The following is a 16,768-nucleotide window of genomic DNA, read 5'->3' as shown; positions in this document are numbered from 1 at the left end:
TGTCAAATTACTCCTGCAGCGCATCGCTACCGGCTGATTTGCTAGAGCTACACAGCAGGCCGCTGGCGCAGCACTACTCGCTCTATAACGACAGGGGAAATCAACGGGCTGGGAGGCGCTGAGCGAGAGGCTGGCGCGGGCCGGGGTCTGACACGGGTGCCAGGGATATCGTCATTGGATGTCATCGAAGGACGTTGACGCCATAGCAATCTCTCTTGAAATCATAGAGCGGTTTCCGATGTTCAATATTAATACGGCGGTCAACCTCATGTGTAACGAAGTCTTAACTTCGTTTGGTAACCAGATATTAAGACTTTCCTTGAGCCGTGTTGCTGTTTCTGTTTTCGTACGCCGGCAAATACTCTGAGATAAGGGTCTTCCACATGGCGCAACCGACGCAATACATCATCATGGAGCCGCTGGGTGGCATGACCGATCTCGACTCCATACGCATGAGGCTTGCCGAGATCGGGCTGGCCCGCGAGGCGTTCTCCCTGGATTCGGATGTAGGCCGGCTCAGGCTGACCTTCTGGGAGCCGGATCGAATTGAGGCATTGCGCATATTGGCGCGGCTGGATCATTCCAATCCATGTTGATCGGGCACCCTCCGGGAAGAGAGAAACGTGACGTGCGCGATCGGCAGAGAATAATTTTGAAGGGGAGCAAAGACAAAATGACAACGATCAGTTTTCAACGTCCGAAGCCATCGGTGTGGAGCCGCGTGGTCGAGGCGCTTCGTGCGCTGTTTTTCGCTGGCGTATCCGGAGAATGGCATTGGCACGGCAATGTCATGCGTCGCCGGCTTTCCGACGGCACGATTGTGACCAGAGAGCCGACTCCGGGGGAGATTTACAACAGGGACAGAGGTCTGGCTTCGTAGGGCCTTCCCCGCGGCGCGCTTTTCACCTTGCCACCATCGCCCGCTACCATCGCCCTCTCTTCGAGGGCACGATCACCAATGGCAGAACTGACGCCGAAGCAGCGCCTGTATGTGGCGGAATATCTGAAGGATTTGAATGCGAAGCACGCGGCGGTGCGGACGGGGTATAGCGGAAAGTCGCGTGCCAATGGCAATCGCTTGATGCGAATGAGGCTGTGCGGGCGGAGATTGAGAGAGCCTTAGCGCCACGTCTTGCCGAGATGGAGACTTCCGCCGAGTGGGTGCTTGTCGCCATTGCCTACGTCGCGTTTGGTGATGTCCGTGACGTGTTCGATGACCAGGCGCCGCTGAAGGCGCCTTCGGAGTGGGATGAGCGGACGGCGGTAAGCGTTGTGGGGCTGGAGATCGGCACCTCGGCCAAGGGCAAGGGGGAGGTGGTGCATGCGGCGAAGATCAAGCGGGCGGACCGGTTGCGGGCGCTGGATATGCTGGCGCGGCATCACTCGCTCTGTAACGACGGGATATTTTTACAATCATTCGCGATCCCGCAACGCGGTTTCAGCCGCTGCAGATTGCGGTCGCATCCGACCACGGCATCGGCAAATCGGCCCTCATGGGCGATGTCCTGCTGGAATGAGGCGACGCTGGCGACGGACGGCCAATACCGACACGCAGATGCACCAAGACGGCCGGAGATATCGGCAAATGGGTTCCGCTCTTCGATCGCGTGCAGGCGACCTCGGTCTGCGCCCGGGAAAAGGCGGTGTCGAACTCGCAGCTAGCTCGACGTCTCGCGCTATCAGGCTCACGTTCCGCCGGCCAGCAATCGGAGCTGGCTTTCGTCGTGCACACCCTGGCGGTAAAGCTCGATGATGAGGGCGCCCAGACGGTCGGCTTCCTTGCTTGATCTGTCGATCTTTGACCCGCTACAGAGAGCTTCATGAACACGCCTGCACACATCCAGATCTTCGGAGGCGAGCGGTTCGTCCCGTGTGCTGAACAGCTTGTCTGACATCGCAATTTGCCCTTTTTGGATGCCGTGAATCGCTTTCGTGAAAAAAAGATAATTTCGCGATGTTTGCTCTGCAAGATGGGCGAAGGTCCGAAATTCAAAAAGAATTCGGGGCACGCACGGAAAGACGCGGGCGTGGGCGGCAGGGCATGGATATGAGATCGATCGGCGTGCCGATCGGATAGTGCGAGTGTGGGATCTACTTGGTTGCGGGGTCCTTGGCGCCCTGCTGTGACAGGCGCAGCTCTTTCAGCCGCTTGGTTTTTTCCCGGCGGGCTCGCTGCTCCGCCTCGATGGTTTCCTTGGCGGCTCGCTCGGTGTTTTCGAAACGATCCTGCCGGTAAGCCTTTGATGAGGGTTCACGTTCTCTTTTCATGGCCGCTAAACGCAAAGCGGCGAAAACGGTTTCATGGGAAATGCGTAACTGGCCGTCAATCGATCGACGTGGCCCGGCGGCCTGGGTGTGGGACGGCAAACAGCCAGTCACCATTTATAATTCACTCTGCCGGTCGTATCCGTCACGTGCGTTCGCACCTTCCCCCGCTGCAGCTTGCTGTTTTGGCCGATCGACCTCTGCTGCACCGATTTGGCCGGGCATTTGACGGCGTGGCCAGCTGCGTTCCTGCAGGGTGCGGCGGAGGCGGGGTTGGCGGAGATCATGGCGATGGCGATTGCCGCATGCAGGTTGATACGGAGCATCGGAATTCACCCAGTTTAGCCGCGTGGAGATTAAATTTGGTCATGCCGATGTCAAGCCGTTCATGGCAACCGGGCGCCTCGTCAGCGCCCGGTAACATCACGGATCAACCTTTGATGAAGGCAAGGATGTCGGGATTTATGATGTCGGCATGAGTGGTGCACATGCCGTGCGGGAATTTCTCGTAGACCTTCAGCGTGGCGTTCTGCAGCAGCTTGGCCGAGAGCAGGGCGGAGTCGGCGATCGGCACGATCTGATCGTCGTCGCCGTGCATGACGAGGGTCGGTACGGTGATGATCTTCAGGTCTTCTGTGAAGTCGGTTTCCGAAAAGGCCTTGATGCCGTCGTAATGCGCTTTGGCGCCGCCGATCATGCCCTGGCGCCACCAATTGTTGATGACCGGTTCCAGGACCTTCGCGCCCGGGCGGTTGAAGCTGTAGAACGGGCCGGCCGGCAGATCGTAATAAAACTGCGCGCGATTCGCGGCGAGCTGCTTGCGCAGGCCATCGAAGACTTCGATCGGCAAACCGCCGGGATTGGCATCCGTCTTCACCATGATGGGCGGCACGGCGCCGATGATGACGAGCTTGGCGACACGGCCCTGCGGCTGGCCGTGGCGGGCGACATAATGGGTCGCTTCGCCGCCGCCGGTGGAGTGGCCGACATGGACGGTGTTCCTGAGATCGAGATGCTCGACGACGGTTGCGGCATCGGCGGCGTAGTGATCCATGTCGTGACCGTCGCCCACCTGGGTGGAGCGGCCGTGGCCGCGCCGGTCATGGGCGACGACGCGGTAGCCCTTCTCAAGGAAGAACAGCATCTGGGTATCCCAGTCGTCGGAGCATAGCGGCCAGCCGTGATGGAACATGATCGGCTGGGCGGTCTTCGGCCCCCAATCCTTGTAGAAGATCTCGATGCCGTCCTTGGTTGTGATTGTGCTCATCTTTCGGCTCCATTAGTTGGGGTTGGAATAATGCGGTCAGAAGTTTGCGCCGTTGCCGGCAGAATTGGCAAGGCCACGAGCGCCATTGCGCCGGAGGCTTTGGCAAGAAGGTCGCGCCTTAGGGGATAAGTCGGCCCTGAATATGCTGATGTGCTAATTGAATGGCTCTTTCTATTCTATTGATATGACAGACGTTTGTATGTCTCTGCGCGATGGGCGCACAGCACCGCCCATCTCGTATGAAGGGACGGGGATTTTGGCGATCCTCGCCTGGCTGCTTCGTGCAGCGAACATTCTTTTGATCCGCGGTATGTCGGCCTGTTGCACTCCTCAGGCAGGTTGGTCATGGGTAGCGAAGGTAGCTGATTTGACGGGCGAATGTCTGCAATGAGCCAATTTTTGGCCGTGCGTTCAAGATATCTATTCGAGTGGTTCAGCATATCTATCCGGGTAGGCGTGTTGGCATTCTCTGCGTTGCGCGCATTGCAGACCGCCGCCGGCGCTCACTTGAACGCGGGTCTAAGCCCAACCATCTAATCTTCACACAACAGCACAATGGCGAACCTTCGCAATCGCGACCGCTTCGCCGGCGGCGGGACGGCCGTTATTGCCGCCTGAGGATCAAATAATGGGTTACATGGATAAGGACATAGCGCCTCAGAATGATGGGGCGCTGATCGATGCCTATTCGCAATCGATCGCTGCAGCAGTCGATATCGTCGGGCCGGCAGTCAGCCGGATCGAGAGGGTGGGTGGCCGGCAAGGGCACGGGTCGGGCTTCGCTGTCTCGCCTGACGGTCTGATCATCACCAACAACCACGTCGTCGACGACTCCAAGGTGGTTCGCGTCACCACGCCTGACGGCTTCGTTACCGAGGGCCGAGTGCTTGGCCGGGATGTGGATACCGATATCGCCCTCATTCGCGCCAATACAAGCACCGGCGCCTGGGCGAAGCTCGGAGACTCCCAGCACCTGCGCAGGGGGCATATCGCAATCGCGATCGGAAACCCGCTCGGCTTCGAATGGACGGTTACCGCCGGTATCGTCTCGGCGCTCGGCCGGTCGATGCGGGCAGCCAGCGGCCGGCTGATGGACGACGTCATCCAGACCGATGCGGCGCTCAATCCCGGCAACTCAGGCGGGCCGCTGGTGTCTTCGGGCGGAGAGGTCATCGGCGTCAATACCGCCGTGATCCAAGGTGCGCAGAGCATCGCCTTTGCTGTGGCGTCGAATACGGCCAATTTCGTGGTTTCGGAGATTCTCCGTTATGGCCAGGTCAGGCGTGCCTTCATCGGCATATCAGGCGATACGATTGTGCTGCCGCGCCGGGTGGCACTAGCCGCTGGCACGGCACAAACGACCTCCGTTCGCATCCGGCGCGTCGAAGCCGATGGGGCCTGCGGCAAAGGGAGGGCTGCAGGAGGGCGATTATATCCTCGTCATCGACGGCAGCCCGGTCGGCGGCGTCGACGATATCGTCCGATTGATGGATGGCAGCAGGATCGGCAGGGATACGGAGATCCTGGTGTTCTCGGTGGCGGGCCGGATCGAGAAGAAGATCTTGCTGCCGATGGCCCGCTCGTGACGCCGTGCTTCGGCGCCGTGACAAGATATCACGTAACGTCAGGCGCTGACTGCCTCCTGCTCCGTCCCTGAAAAATCCACCGCCGCAAAGGCCGCCGCCAGCACTTCCGGCCCGGCGCCGGCTTTTGCCGCGTCGGTCGACAGGATCTGGCGGTAACGGCGGGCGCCGGGCAGGCCGGTGAAGAGGCCGACCATGTGGCGCGCCACGTGCTGCAGCCGGCCGCCGCTGGCGATGTGGCGTTCGGCATAGGCCATCATCCGATCGCGCAACGCTTCCCAGTCCGGTTCGGCCGCAGGCGCACCGAAGAAGCGCTGGTCGATGTCGGCAAGGATCGCGGCATTCTGATAGGCGGCGCGGCCGAGCATGACGCCATCGACATGGGCAAGATGGGTTGCCGCCTCGTCGAGCGTGCGGATGCCGCCGTTGATGCCGATGAAGACATCGGGCCAGCGTTGTTTCATCCGGTAGACGATGTCGTAGTCGAGCGGCGGGATTTCGCGGTTTTCCTTGGGGCTCAGGCCCTTCAGCCAGGCCTTGCGCGCATGGATCCAGATCGCATCGGCGCCGGCATCCAGAACGCGGGTGATCAGCTCGGGCAGCGCCTGTTCCGGCTCCTGCTCGTCGACGCCGATCCGGCATTTCATCGTCACCGGCGCGGTCGCAACCCTCTTCATCGCCGCGATGCATTCGGCCACTGTCTCCGGCGTCAACATCAGGCAGGCGCCGAAGGTGCCCGACTGCACACGGTCGGAGGGGCAGCCGACATTGAGGTTGATCTCGTCATAGCCATAGGGTTCGGCGATCTGCACCGCGTCGGCAAGCTTTGCCGGGTCCGATCCGCCGAGTTGCAGCGCCAGCGGATGCTCGGTGGCGTCATGACCGAGCAGCCGCTCGCGCGGGCCGTGGATGATCGCATCGGCCACCACCATCTCGGTATAGAGCAGCGCCTCGCGGCTGATCTGCCGGTGGAAATAGCGGCAATGCCGATCCGTCCAATCGATCATCGGGGCGACCGCAAAAATTGGCCTCTTCTGCGTCATAGATGTTCCATCGTTCGTTGTTCCCGGGCGCCGCACTGCGGTGCCCCGCTGCCTCGATGCAGCGCCGTATGGGCGGGATCATCCATAAGCGCGCATATAACATTTGCCGATGCGATCGACAAATCGAACGCCAAAAACAGAAACAGCGCCCCTTGCGGAGCGCCGTTCATGCCGCGTGAGCGGAAGTCTGACTTACGAAGCCGAGATGTTGACGGCCTTCGGGCCCTTGCCCATGCGGTCCGGCTCGGTGTCGAAGGTAACCTGCTGGCCTTCGCGCAGCGACTGGATGCCAGAAGCCTGCAGCGCAGAGATATGGACGAAAACGTCCTTTGCGCCGCCATCCGGCGTGATGAAACCAAAACCCTTGTCCTGGTTGAAGAATTTTACGGTGCCCTTGGTGGCCATTGGGATCGTCCTTTTCCCTTAGTCTGTGTAGTATCCGCGCCCCCGAGAGGAAGCGGACGGCTTTAGCTTTCGCCCCGATCGATTGGGACGAAGGGTCAGTCGGAGAAGTCACGTACGGGGAAAGAACGTCTACGTAGGCGGGTATTCCCGCGCCGCCTTCCAAACGGAAGGGATTACCACATCAGTCCAGTCACCGGCATGCAAATGCCCGAGTAAGTCAATTCGTGCCAGCATTTCGGGCAAAAAGCAAGCGGGATTCTTTTGGCATACCTGCATCGATGTCGGGAAATGCCGAAGATTCAGATACTTGACGGTGGGTTAACGGATTCTTGCCCGACTGTGCCATCGTGGGATTCCGTGCCGAAACGGGATGACGGGCGGATTCGATAGCGGGCAGGGATTTTACGTTGGGTAGCTTGGGGCAAGGCGGGGTCGGGCGAACAAGATTGGGGGCACACCTGGGAGTGGTTGTGGCGGGTGCTGACATGGTCCACTCTGCCCCAAGGCGGGCTCTGGGTACGGAAAATTCGGATATGTCTCCGCAACGTTTGAATGACCGATACAAGATTGAATCCATATGCCTTGATCCCGAAAAGAATGATCGGCATCGAGCGTCAGCTTCTGGCTGCCTCGGGGCGAACAGGACGCGCAGGAATTCGATGTGGAAGTCTCAAGTTTCAGAGATTATCGGAACGCGATCGGGCAGGGGGCCGGATGGGATCAGGCTGGATCGAGCGGCCGAAGCCGCACGAGAATTGATTGGAGTTCGGCCAGGCTAGAGTGCCGGCTAGCCAAGCAGTCGGGCCGCGCGTTGTAGAGGGAAATCATGCGGCGCTATGGGCTGGTGGCAAGACACTTATGAGCCCTATCCGACAGCTCTTGACTTCGCATGATTCAACTTGAGATTAAACGCTGTGGTTCGCACTAGCGAGACGCGATTCATCAAGATCGGTGATCCGGGGAAAATCGAATGGATTTGCGGCAAATGATCATCACCTTCGCGCTGATCGGCATCGTTTATGCGCTGGGTTTGCATATCCCGCTTCCCGGGATCGATTTGGAGGCTTTTGCTAGCCTGAAATACAGTGTCGATTCCGATATGCTCTCTCGCATATCGATCCTAGCCCTTGGACTGACACCCCTCTTCGCCGCGCTGGGACTTGCGGAAATTGCACGATTGATTGCTTTCCCTTGGCTCAAGCAGAAGGACGAGCAAGATCGAAACACCGTCCTGGGAGCTGCGATCGTCATAGTGATCGCGCTGGCTGTTGCCGCTATGCAGGCTTACGCCATATCAGGTGGCCTGGGCGCGACACCTCTCGTCGCTGATAATATGACTGGCTTCACCATGCTCACGATCGCATCCTGCGTGGGCGCGACGGCGTTCACGATCTTCCTCTCCGATCGCATAAGGATCGCAGGCCTGCGCGACGGCCTCTGGCCGTTATACTCGATCCCGATCCTATTGAGCCTGCCAAACAATGTGATCGCTTCAGTCGAAATGACAAGAACTGGCGCCGTGCCTTCGACGCAATGGCTGATTGTCGCGGTTTATCTCGTCTTGTCGGTTGCTGCAGTGGTCGTCACGGCTTTCCTGTGGAGGTCGGCATGTCACGAGGCCGGCACCATTGCAGAAGAGACGATCGAGCCAAGGGAAATTCTCATCTGGCCGCCTGTGCTGGCAATCACCGCTGCAGGTTATGTGCTGGCCTTTTTCGCCTTCATTGCTCCAAATGTTATTGCTACGGTGCAAGGGTTGCCTCTGCAAATCATCGCTCTCGCAATGGCATCGATCCTGATCCCGCTGATCGTTTTCGCCTATATCAGGCGACTTGAGGTCAAGAATGGGGCGAATATTCGTCTGATTGCGATCGCAAGCATTATCGCCTTCATCCAGATCCTGCTGCTTGTCTCCGGCGCCCTCGTAAGTGCATTCATTCAGCTTCCGGTCAGCCCAGGCTCCATCGGCATCATCGTTTTGACGATAACAGCTCTGGGGTTTCTGAACTGGGATACAGTTGAAGTGGAAGGTTCATTGGAACCTCATGTCTCGGCCCAGACTGCCTCGTGAGCTTCTGAGTGACGGCCGAAGGCTATGCCGCTTGCTCTTTGGCACTATGCGTGCCCCCCAGCTCGGTGGTTGCGACGGGTGACGGCTGTTTGATCCGGCCGTATACAATGTTCACCTTGAACGGAGTCGAGCCAGCGAACCGGCGTAGGATCCGTAGTGGCCATCGCTGTACAGTGCATCCAGGTCCCTAGGCCTTGGGCGCGGGGAGTGACCTCGTTGCAAGAAAGCTATTCACGGCGCCGACGCGCCGTGGCTGGATTCCTGTGACGGGCACAGGAATGACGGAAGAGAGGTCGGCACCGCCTCGTTCGCCTTGTCCCAACCACCTACTGCGCGTCACCCAGCAACGCGCTCAGGCTCCATGGATTATCACCCTTCTGATTAGCGATGTCGTCGACCTTCCAGCCGCCATGTTCACGCACCAGGGTGTAGAAGAGCGTCACCTCCTCGCCGTTTTCGAACTGCACCTCCACCTCGGCCTTATCATCCAGCAGGATCGGTTGGCCGATCCTGACGTCGCTCGCGGCGCCATCCTGGCCAGCGATGACGGGATCGAAGTCGATCGCGCCGACATCGCCCTCCGCCGTGTTGTCGAGATCGGTCTGGAGGAGTTCGTTCAGGTGGTCAGAGAAGAAGGCGGAATAGGGCGAGGGCGCCTCGGCGTCGCTGTTGTCGGTGTCGTAGCTATAGAGCGCCTTGAGCAGCGCCTTCGGCGTCTTGTAGGCCGCCGCTGATGCGGGCAAGGCGGCAAGCACCGCCACGGCGAAGGCGAGGATGATTGTGGGCAGGCGCATACGGGCTCTCCTCGGATGAGCGGGAAATCATAGCCGAATCGGGTGCGAAGGGGGAGCCGCAATTTGGACCGGGCGGTCAGCCGAACTCCCTCTTCTACCCAGTGGGGACAAGAGATTCGGTGGGGTACCTTGTTCCGCCTGATCGACACGGGGGCTTGCTGACCGCAAGTCCCCCGTTCTGAAGGCCATTGGCGACGCATTTCTGCGTCGCCTGGAATCCAGTCGCAGTTAGATCAACGCCTCATGCGACAAGCTCGAAACCGACGCCTCGAAGACGTCCTTCACGGCGAGTGTGAAATCGTGGCTCGTGACGTTTCCGGCCGCGTCGTAGGCTTCGGCGGTGAAGGTCAGGCTATGGGTGCTTTCATAATCGATCGCCGCCTTTGTCTGAATCTTGTTGCCGACCAGCTTGAAGATGCCGTCGGCATCGTCCGTCAGACGCCATTTCACGGAGTCGCCTTCCGGATCCTTTGCCGTGAGCAGGCCGACGGAGGTGCCGATCGCGACATTCTCGGAGATCGAGTTGCGCGAGAAGGCGAGATTGGTCGGCGCCTTGTTGACGGGGGCCTCGTTGACGTCGAGCACGTTGATCGTGATGTCCTTTTCGACCGTGACCTTGCCATCCGAAACAGCGACCTTGATCGTGTGCGACTTGGTGGTCTCGTAGTCCAGAGCCTTCGAGGTGACGATGCGGTTGCCATTGATCCGGAAGTGGTCGTTGGCTCCGTCGAGCAGCGAATAGGTCAGCGTGTCGCCATCGGCGTCCTTGGCGCTGAGCAGGCCGACCGTGGTCCAGATCGGGGTACTTTCCAACAGGGAGGTTTTCGAAAGCTGGATATTGGTGGGAGCGCTGTTGCTACCGTCGGGCGTGAATTTTTCCTTGGCGAAATCGTAGACGCCGTCGGCAAAGCGGGCGAATTCAACGTCGGTCAGCGTATCCTTGCCCTCCAGGGCGCTCGTCAGGATGTGGCTGCCATTGTTCAACGCGAAGGAGTATTTGGCGAAATTGCCGGAGAAGACCGCCGTATCGATGCCTGCACCGCCAAGGAGCACGTCGTTGCCGGCGCCGCCTTCGAACCTGTCGTTGCCGTCGGTCCCGAAGAAGTAGTCGTCGCCGCCGCCGGTCTTGACGTCGATGCCGAAGGCGGTGCCGAAGATGTCGACGTGGCGGTTTGCCAGTTCGTCGGAGAGGTCGGCATGGGCGCTGTCCGTCAATGTCAACGCCAGGACATCATTCTCGTAGCCCGGCTTGTCGTATTTGACGATCTTGTCGAAGCTTTCGAATTGGGCGGCCGAAGCGAGAACCTCGGCTCCTGCCGTTTCGAGGATTTCGACGCTCTTGATCGTGAAACCGGCAAGCCCGATGGATTCCTGCCCAGGGCCTAAAGTAGGTTTGATGACCTGTAGCGTGTCCGTGCCGGCGCCGCCATCGATTACTCCGGAAAGCGCGGAAGAGTGTGACTGCAAGTTGATGGCATCATTGCCATCGCCGGCATCAATATCGAAGGCCTCAGGGGCGGTGGACATATTATCGCCATCGGTGATTTTATCGTCGCCCGCTCCGCCTTTGATGACGTCATTTCCGACGCCGCCGAAGATCTGATCGTTGCCATCGCCGCCGGTCAATTTGTCGTTGCCGGCATTGCCGTTGATCGTGTCGTTGCCGCCGCTACCATCGAAAATATCGTTGCCGTCGGTTCCCGTAAATATGTCGTCACCGGCGCCAGTCTTGACGTCAATACCGGAGACCGTGCCAAATATACTAGCCCGACTGTTTCCAAGCTCGTCGGAAAGATCGACATGGGCCTTGTCCGTCAATCTCAAGATGGCGATGGAGGAGCCGAAAGCGTCCTTCGTTCCCGAGATTTTGTCAAAGCTTTCTAACTGCGCGGATGAACCGGTAAAGCCATACTCATTCGTTTCAAGAATTTCGAAATTCTTGATCGTCAGCCCGGCTAGCCTGGATACGCGCAGTGTATCAATGCCGGTACCGCCATCGATCGTGCCGGAAAGGCCCTGAGACTGTGTCTGGAGGGTTACGATATCGTTTCCGTCGCCGGCATCGATATTGAAGACTTCTGATGAAAGACTCGAAACATCACCATCGACGATTACGTCGTCGCCCTTGCCACCGATCAACCGGTCATTTCCACCATTGCCGTTGATGTAGTCGTTACCGTCGCCGGCGTCGAAGATGTCGTTGCCGGCAGTTCCGGTGAGAAGGTCGCGAGCGCTCCCGGTCGTGACGTCGATGCCGGAAACGTTAGGGCCGCCAAAGATGTAGTTTAGCTTGCCTGCCAACTCGTCGGAAAGATCGACATGGACGCCGTCTGTCAAGACCAACTGCACGGAAGAATCGGAGCCGGTACCGATGATTTTATCGAAGGATTCGAATTGTGCCGTCGATGCGGTCACGCTGGATGTCGCAGGCTGGAGAATCTCGACGTTCTTGATCGTCAGGCCTGTCAGATCATTGGCTTGCAGCGTGTCGGTGCCGGCCCCGCCGTCTATCGTTCCCGATATCTTGGCGAAAGAGCCGGTGAACAAAATCACTTTGTCGTTGCCATCGCCGGCATCGATATTGAAGGTTTCAGCGACATCGGAAAAATAATCTCCGTCGCTAATCGTGTCATTACCCGCGCCGCCCTTGAGGACGTCATTGCCGACGCCGCCGTAAATCTCGTCATTGCCATCGCCGCCATTCAGCGTGTCATTGCCTGCTTCACCATTGAGCAAGTCGTTACCGGCGCCGCCGCTCAGCGTGTCTGCGCCACCACCACTCACTATGGTGTCGTTGCCGGCGCCCGTCGTGATCGTATTGGGGCCGCTCGAGCCCCTGACGCTCGCGGAAACCGAGCCCAACTCGTCGGCGAGGTCTGCCACGCTGGAATCTGAGACGGTGAGGGCGACGGCGGAGAGAGGATTAGCGGCGGAGTAGCGGATAACGTCGTAAGCTTCGAACTCAGCGCCGGTCTTGGTAACTGTGGCGCCGTTCGTGTCCAGAATATTCAAGGCCATATATATCTTTCCCCAAAAGATGCGTTGTACTCGGCAATACGAGACATCCCCGAAACAACTGTTTTATTGCTCGGCGGACGACAACCCCTGGGGATCTATGCCAATCCCCGATTAAGTTTTCAATGCAAAATTGTGTCTTTTCATTGCTTTTTTAATGAAAAACTAAGGATGAAATACTGGGGAAACGAATTTTAATTTGAGAACTCAACGTCATACTTTGGTTTCGTAAATAGTATTATCTTTCATTTTCGGGCAGGATACTCTCGCAAAAATTGTGCTTTCAGCGGGTTCGTCGGTAGTGCTGCGCCGCGCGACCATTCGCGTCACTATCGCAGGTTGGTGTTGGCTTCGACTTGTGCAGGCTTCCCGCGCGGGGAACTACACGAGCTTGATGAGTCCTGCCTTCGTTGGCCTGAATCCGCAGGCGCGGTAGAAGCCGGTCAGATGCGGTTCGAAATCGACATGCAGCCACGCAGCGCCCCGCTCCCGCGCAATCCGCGTCGCTTCCCTGACCAGCCGCGTCGCGATCCCCTGCCTTCGCATATCAGGGTGAACCGAGGTGTCGAGGATGAAGGCATGGATGCCGCCGTCCCATGCGACGTTGACGAAGCCGACGAGCTGGTTGTCGTGGTAGGCGCCGATATGGGCGAGGCTGCGGGACAGGATGGGGGTGAATTCGCGCGGGGCGGGCGCGCCCCAGGCGGCGGACCAGAGGGCGTTGAATTCGCCAGCGGAGGGGAAGGGGTCGATGCGGAGTTCTGGCATTGGCGGTTCCCTTCATTCAGCGGAGCATGGCGCGGAGGCCTTCCCGATAACGGGCCACGTCGGCGTCGCGAGCTCATTCCGTCACAGTGACGAGCCGGCCGTCGCGTCGCTCGAATATCCTGTCGCAGAGAAAGTCGATGCCGCGCTGGGCTGGAGCTCGTGGAGGGCCATGTCCGTCTTGTCATAGGCCGGTGGCGAACTTCATCTGTCGCTACGAAGCTGCTCCTTACAATGCGCTGCTGACCGGCCGATACGATGAACCATTTGATCGACGACCAACTGAGTGGCAGACGTTTGGCAGCCTCACCGTCCCGGCCGCCCGGTCTTCCCCTTCGTCCGCCCCTTGCGCTTCTGCTCGCCCTGGTCCTCATAACTGCCCACGCCCGTCTTCCCGCGCACGACCGGCCGCACGTCATCGCGCTCCGGCTGGCCTTCAAGCAGCGGTGAAAACCGCTTCGTGCCCTTGGCGGCTTCCGGCTTTTCCGGCAGCGCCCCAATGACCGGTTTTTCCGTTCGGCCGACCGTCATTTCGTCGAGGTCGTTCTTGCGGAAGAGGGTCTTCTTTGCAGGTTCGGCGATGTCGCGGCCCATCTCATCCAGGGCGGGTTTGCGGAAGAGAGGGGTGGTGGTGTCGGTGCCTGGGCCCATGTCGTCGATTGAGGGTTTGGCGAAGTAGGAGGGGGCGGCCCCCTCATCCGCCCCGCGAGCACCTTCTCCCCGCTGGGGAGAAGGGGACTCGCGGCCCGCTTTTCCGTTCCTTTTGCCGCCTTCCATTGCCTTCGCTTCTTCGCGCGCCATCGGGTCGTCCATAGCGGCGAGTTCCACGGCCTTGAGGCGTTTGATTTCGTCGCGGAGGCGGGCAGCTTTTTCGAAGTCGAGGTCGGCGGCGGCGTCGCGCATGCTCTTTTCGAGCGCGTTGAGATGGGTCTGCAGGTTGTTGCCGACGAGGTTGCCGCCATCGGCGAAGCCCTTGCCCGAAACGCCTGATATATCGGCGCGGACGTGGTCGCGTTCGTAGACGGAGTCGAGGATGTCGGAGATCCTGGCCTTGACCGATTCCGGGGTAATGCCGTGTTCCTGGTTATAGATCATCTGCTTTTCGCGGCGGCGGCCGGTTTCCTCCATCGCCCGCTTCATCGAGCCGGTGACCTGGTCGGCATAGAGGATGACCTTGCCGTCGACGTTGCGCGCGGCGCGGCCGATCGTCTGGATCAGCGAGGTCTCCGAGCGCAGGAAACCTTCCTTGTCGGCGTCGAGGATGGCGACGAAGCCGCATTCGGGAATGTCGAGGCCTTCGCGCAGAAGGTTGATCCCGACCAGCACGTCGAAGGCGCCGAGGCGGAGATCGCGGAGGATCTCGATACGTTCAAGCGTGTCGATGTCCGAGTGCATGTAGCGTACGCGCACGCCCTGCTCATGCAGATATTCGGTCAGGTCCTCGGCCATGCGCTTGGTCAGCACGGTGCAGAGGGTGCGGTAGCCCTTGGCCGCGGTTTCGCGGATTTCGCCGAGCACGTCGTCGACCTGGGTGCGGGCCGAGCGGACCTCGACTGGCGGGTCGATCAGGCCGGTCGGGCGGATCACCTGTTCGGCGAAGACGCCGCCCGACTGCTCCATCTCCCAGCCGCCGGGGGTGGCCGAAACAGCGATGGTGTCGGGGCGCATGGCGTCCCATTCCTCGAAGCGCAGCGGCCGATTGTCCATGCAGGAGGGCAGGCGGAAGCCGTATTCGGCCAGCGTCGCCTTGCGCCTGAAGTCGCCCCGGTACATGCCGCCGATCTGCGGCACGGTGACATGGCTTTCATCGATGAAGACGAGGGCGTTGTCGGGGATATATTCGAACAACGTCGGCGGCGGATCGCCGGGGTCGCGGCCGGTGAGGTAACGCGAATAGTTCTCGATGCCCTGGCAGGAGCCGGTCGCCTCGAGCATTTCGATATCGTAGCGGGTGCGCTGCTCCAGGCGCTGGGCCTCCAGCAGGCGGCCGGCCTTCTCCAGCTCGGCCAGGCGCAGCCTGAGTTCCTCCTTGATCGACTTGATGGCGCCGTTCAGCGTCGGGCGCGGGGTGACATAGTGCGAATTGGCGTAGATCTTCACCGATTTCAGGTCGCCGACCTTCTGGCCGGTGAGCGGGTCGAACTCGGTGATGGCGTCGATCTCGTCGCCGAACATCGAGATGCGCCACGCGGCATCCTCCAAGTGGGCGGGGAAGAGCTCGATCGTGTCGCCGCGCACCCGGAAGGAGCCGCGCGTGAAATCCATGTCGCGGCGCTTATATTGCTGGGCCACGAGGTCGGCCAGCAACTGGCGCTGGTCGAGCCGATCGCCGACCGACATCTGGAAGGTCATTGCCGTATAGGTCTCGACCGAGCCGATACCATAGATGCAGGAGACCGAGGCGACGATGATGCAGTCGTCGCGTTCGAGCAGAGAGCGCGTCGCCGAGTGGCGCATGCGGTCGATCTGCTCGTTGATCGAGGATTCCTTCTCGATATAGGTGTCGGAGCGCGGCACATAGGCTTCCGGCTGGTAATAATCGTAGTAGGAAACGAAATATTCCACTGCATTGTCGGGGAAAAAGTTCTTGAATTCGGAATAGAGCTGGGCGGCCAGCGTCTTGTTCGGCGCCAGGATGACGGCCGGGCGCTGCGTCGCCTCGATCACCTTGGCCATGGTGAAGGTCTTGCCGGAGCCGGTGACACCGAGCAGCACCTGGCTGCGGTCGCCATTCTCCAGCCCCTCGACGAGGTCGCGGATGGCGGTCGGCTGGTCGCCGGCCGGCTCATAATCCGACTGCATGCGGATGGCGATGCCGCCTTCGGATTTGTCGGGCCGGGCAGGGCGATGCGGGGTCCAGATCTTGCCGTTCTTGTGCAGCGGATTGCCACTCTCGATCAGCGCCGACAGCGCCTCGACCGTGGCGGTGACGGCGGTGCCGGCCTGCAGCGACGAGGCCTCCTCCAGCGTCGTATCCATGCCGGAGACGGGATTGAGGCCGGCGGCCGCGCGCGTCTTCGGATCGGTCGAGCCGCCCATGGAGGTGCCGCGCGCCGATTTCGACGCGCTGACGCCGCCGTCGCTGGTTTTCGTCCTGGCGGCGATTTCCACCTTCTTGCGATGTTTGCCGGCCTTGGAGGCAATCTGGCGCTGGGTCTCGACGCCCGAGGTTTCGGCATCGGCCTCCAGCTGCTTCACCCAATCGGCAACCGAGCCTGAGAGGGGGGCTCCCTCAAAAGACGATTGAGGGGCTTCCTCGAAGCCATTCGGGGCGGGGGATTTCTTCGGAGATTTGGCCATGGCGCGAATATGGAGAGAGTCAGCGCGAAAGTGAAGAGGGAAAGAGTACAAAAGGGAAACGAATGAATCGTTCGGATTTTTGAATAGTGGGGTGGTGTCTCTTAAGGGCGCTAACCTTGCCTTGGGCAGTGACGGCGACGGCAGCTTCCCCCATTCCTGTGACAAAGTACAGGAATGGGGGTGGAGGGATGTCGCCGCCGCTGCCTCACCACTACGCCAAGTGTTCTTCCGCCGGTCTCCCATTAACCAAGCAGAGCATA

At 59.9% G+C, this 16,768-nt stretch carries 13 protein-coding genes and 2 pseudogenes; 5 read left to right on the top strand and 10 right to left on the bottom strand.

Going from position 1 to position 16,768, the window contains the following annotated elements; all coding sequences use genetic code 11:
• Nucleotides 1–383 precede the first annotated feature (383 nt).
• The 3 genes and pseudogenes from AC1D2N_RS06550 to AC1D2N_RS06540 all read left to right on the top strand — a co-directional run bounded on the left by AC1D2N_RS06550 (nt 384) and on the right by AC1D2N_RS06540 (nt 1,662).
• Complete coding sequence (locus AC1D2N_RS06550; RefSeq protein ID WP_018447183.1) at nt 384–596, top strand: hypothetical protein; 213 nt, start codon at nt 384–386, stop codon at nt 594–596.
• A 77-nt stretch (nt 597–673) separates the two neighbouring features.
• Nucleotides 674–880 (top strand): hypothetical protein, encoded by a 207-nt coding sequence (locus tag AC1D2N_RS06545; RefSeq protein WP_028733184.1) that lies wholly within the window; start codon nt 674–676, stop codon nt 878–880.
• 78 nt (nt 881–958) lie between these two features.
• Nucleotides 959–1,662: pseudogene (locus AC1D2N_RS06540) on the top strand (terminase small subunit).
• 23 nt (nt 1,663–1,685) lie between these two features.
• On the opposite strand, the gene AC1D2N_RS06535 reads toward AC1D2N_RS06540, so the two are convergent.
• The 4 genes from AC1D2N_RS06535 to AC1D2N_RS06520 all read right to left on the bottom strand — a co-directional run bounded on the left by AC1D2N_RS06535 (nt 1,686) and on the right by AC1D2N_RS06520 (nt 3,532).
• The gene (locus AC1D2N_RS06535) at nt 1,686–1,895 is read right to left on the bottom strand and encodes a hypothetical protein (protein WP_018242541.1); all 210 of its coding nucleotides are present in this window, start codon (nt 1,893–1,895) and stop codon (nt 1,686–1,688) included.
• A gap of 196 nt (nt 1,896–2,091) precedes the next feature.
• The gene (locus AC1D2N_RS06530; protein ID WP_080764096.1) at nt 2,092–2,382 is read right to left on the bottom strand and encodes a hypothetical protein; all 291 of its coding nucleotides are present in this window, start codon (nt 2,380–2,382) and stop codon (nt 2,092–2,094) included.
• On the bottom strand, nt 2,376–2,591 hold the full coding sequence (locus tag AC1D2N_RS06525; RefSeq protein ID WP_028733182.1) for a hypothetical protein: 216 nt from the start codon (nt 2,589–2,591) through the stop codon (nt 2,376–2,378). Before AC1D2N_RS06525 ends, AC1D2N_RS06530 begins: the two co-directional genes overlap by 7 nt.
• Before the next feature lie 104 nt (nt 2,592–2,695).
• Nucleotides 2,696–3,532: an alpha/beta fold hydrolase gene (locus tag AC1D2N_RS06520; RefSeq protein ID WP_112903734.1), complete on the bottom strand. Its 837-nt coding sequence runs from the start codon at nt 3,530–3,532 to the stop codon at nt 2,696–2,698.
• 628 nt (nt 3,533–4,160) lie between these two features.
• On the opposite strand from AC1D2N_RS06520, the pseudogene AC1D2N_RS06515 reads away from it, so the two are divergent.
• Nucleotides 4,161–5,118 (top strand): annotated as a pseudogene (locus AC1D2N_RS06515) (S1C family serine protease).
• Between the two features lie 38 nt (nt 5,119–5,156).
• On the opposite strand, the gene dusA reads toward AC1D2N_RS06515, so the two are convergent.
• Together dusA and AC1D2N_RS06505 are read right to left on the bottom strand one after the other, a co-directional pair.
• Complete coding sequence (gene dusA / locus AC1D2N_RS06510) at nt 5,157–6,158, bottom strand: tRNA dihydrouridine(20/20a) synthase DusA (RefSeq protein WP_112903730.1); 1,002 nt, start codon at nt 6,156–6,158, stop codon at nt 5,157–5,159.
• A 192-nt stretch (nt 6,159–6,350) separates the two neighbouring features.
• Entirely contained in the window at nt 6,351–6,563 is a 213-nt protein-coding gene (locus tag AC1D2N_RS06505) for a cold-shock protein (protein ID WP_003540801.1), read from the bottom strand.
• Between the two features lie 970 nt (nt 6,564–7,533).
• Between AC1D2N_RS06505 and AC1D2N_RS06500 the strand changes: the two genes are divergently transcribed.
• Nucleotides 7,534–8,634: a preprotein translocase subunit SecY gene (locus AC1D2N_RS06500; protein ID WP_130729124.1), complete on the top strand. Its 1,101-nt coding sequence runs from the start codon at nt 7,534–7,536 to the stop codon at nt 8,632–8,634.
• Between the two features lie 326 nt (nt 8,635–8,960).
• Here the strand turns inward: AC1D2N_RS06500 and AC1D2N_RS06495 are convergent, their stop codons facing one another.
• The 4 genes from AC1D2N_RS06495 to uvrB all read right to left on the bottom strand — a co-directional run bounded on the left by AC1D2N_RS06495 (nt 8,961) and on the right by uvrB (nt 16,508).
• The gene (locus AC1D2N_RS06495; RefSeq protein WP_047621068.1) at nt 8,961–9,428 is read right to left on the bottom strand and encodes a DUF3828 domain-containing protein; all 468 of its coding nucleotides are present in this window, start codon (nt 9,426–9,428) and stop codon (nt 8,961–8,963) included.
• Between the two features lie 228 nt (nt 9,429–9,656).
• Nucleotides 9,657–12,446 carry a cadherin domain-containing protein gene (locus AC1D2N_RS06490; protein WP_130729123.1) on the bottom strand — a complete coding sequence of 930 codons (2,790 nt, stop codon included), beginning with the start codon at nt 12,444–12,446 and terminating at the stop codon, nt 9,657–9,659.
• Nucleotides 12,447–12,824: 378 nt separating this feature from the next.
• On the bottom strand, nt 12,825–13,211 hold the full coding sequence (locus AC1D2N_RS06485) for a GNAT family N-acetyltransferase (protein ID WP_130729122.1): 387 nt from the start codon (nt 13,209–13,211) through the stop codon (nt 12,825–12,827).
• 303 nt (nt 13,212–13,514) lie between these two features.
• Nucleotides 13,515–16,508, bottom strand: a complete 2,994-nt coding sequence (gene uvrB / locus AC1D2N_RS06480; RefSeq protein WP_130729121.1) for an excinuclease ABC subunit UvrB — start codon at nt 16,506–16,508, stop codon at nt 13,515–13,517.
• Nucleotides 16,509–16,768: the final 260 nt, after the last annotated feature.

The organism is Rhizobium sp. P1_B8 (assembly GCF_056406515.1).
The sequence above is the reverse complement of the archived record's forward strand: the minus strand, read 5'-3'. Positions and strand labels throughout refer to the sequence as shown.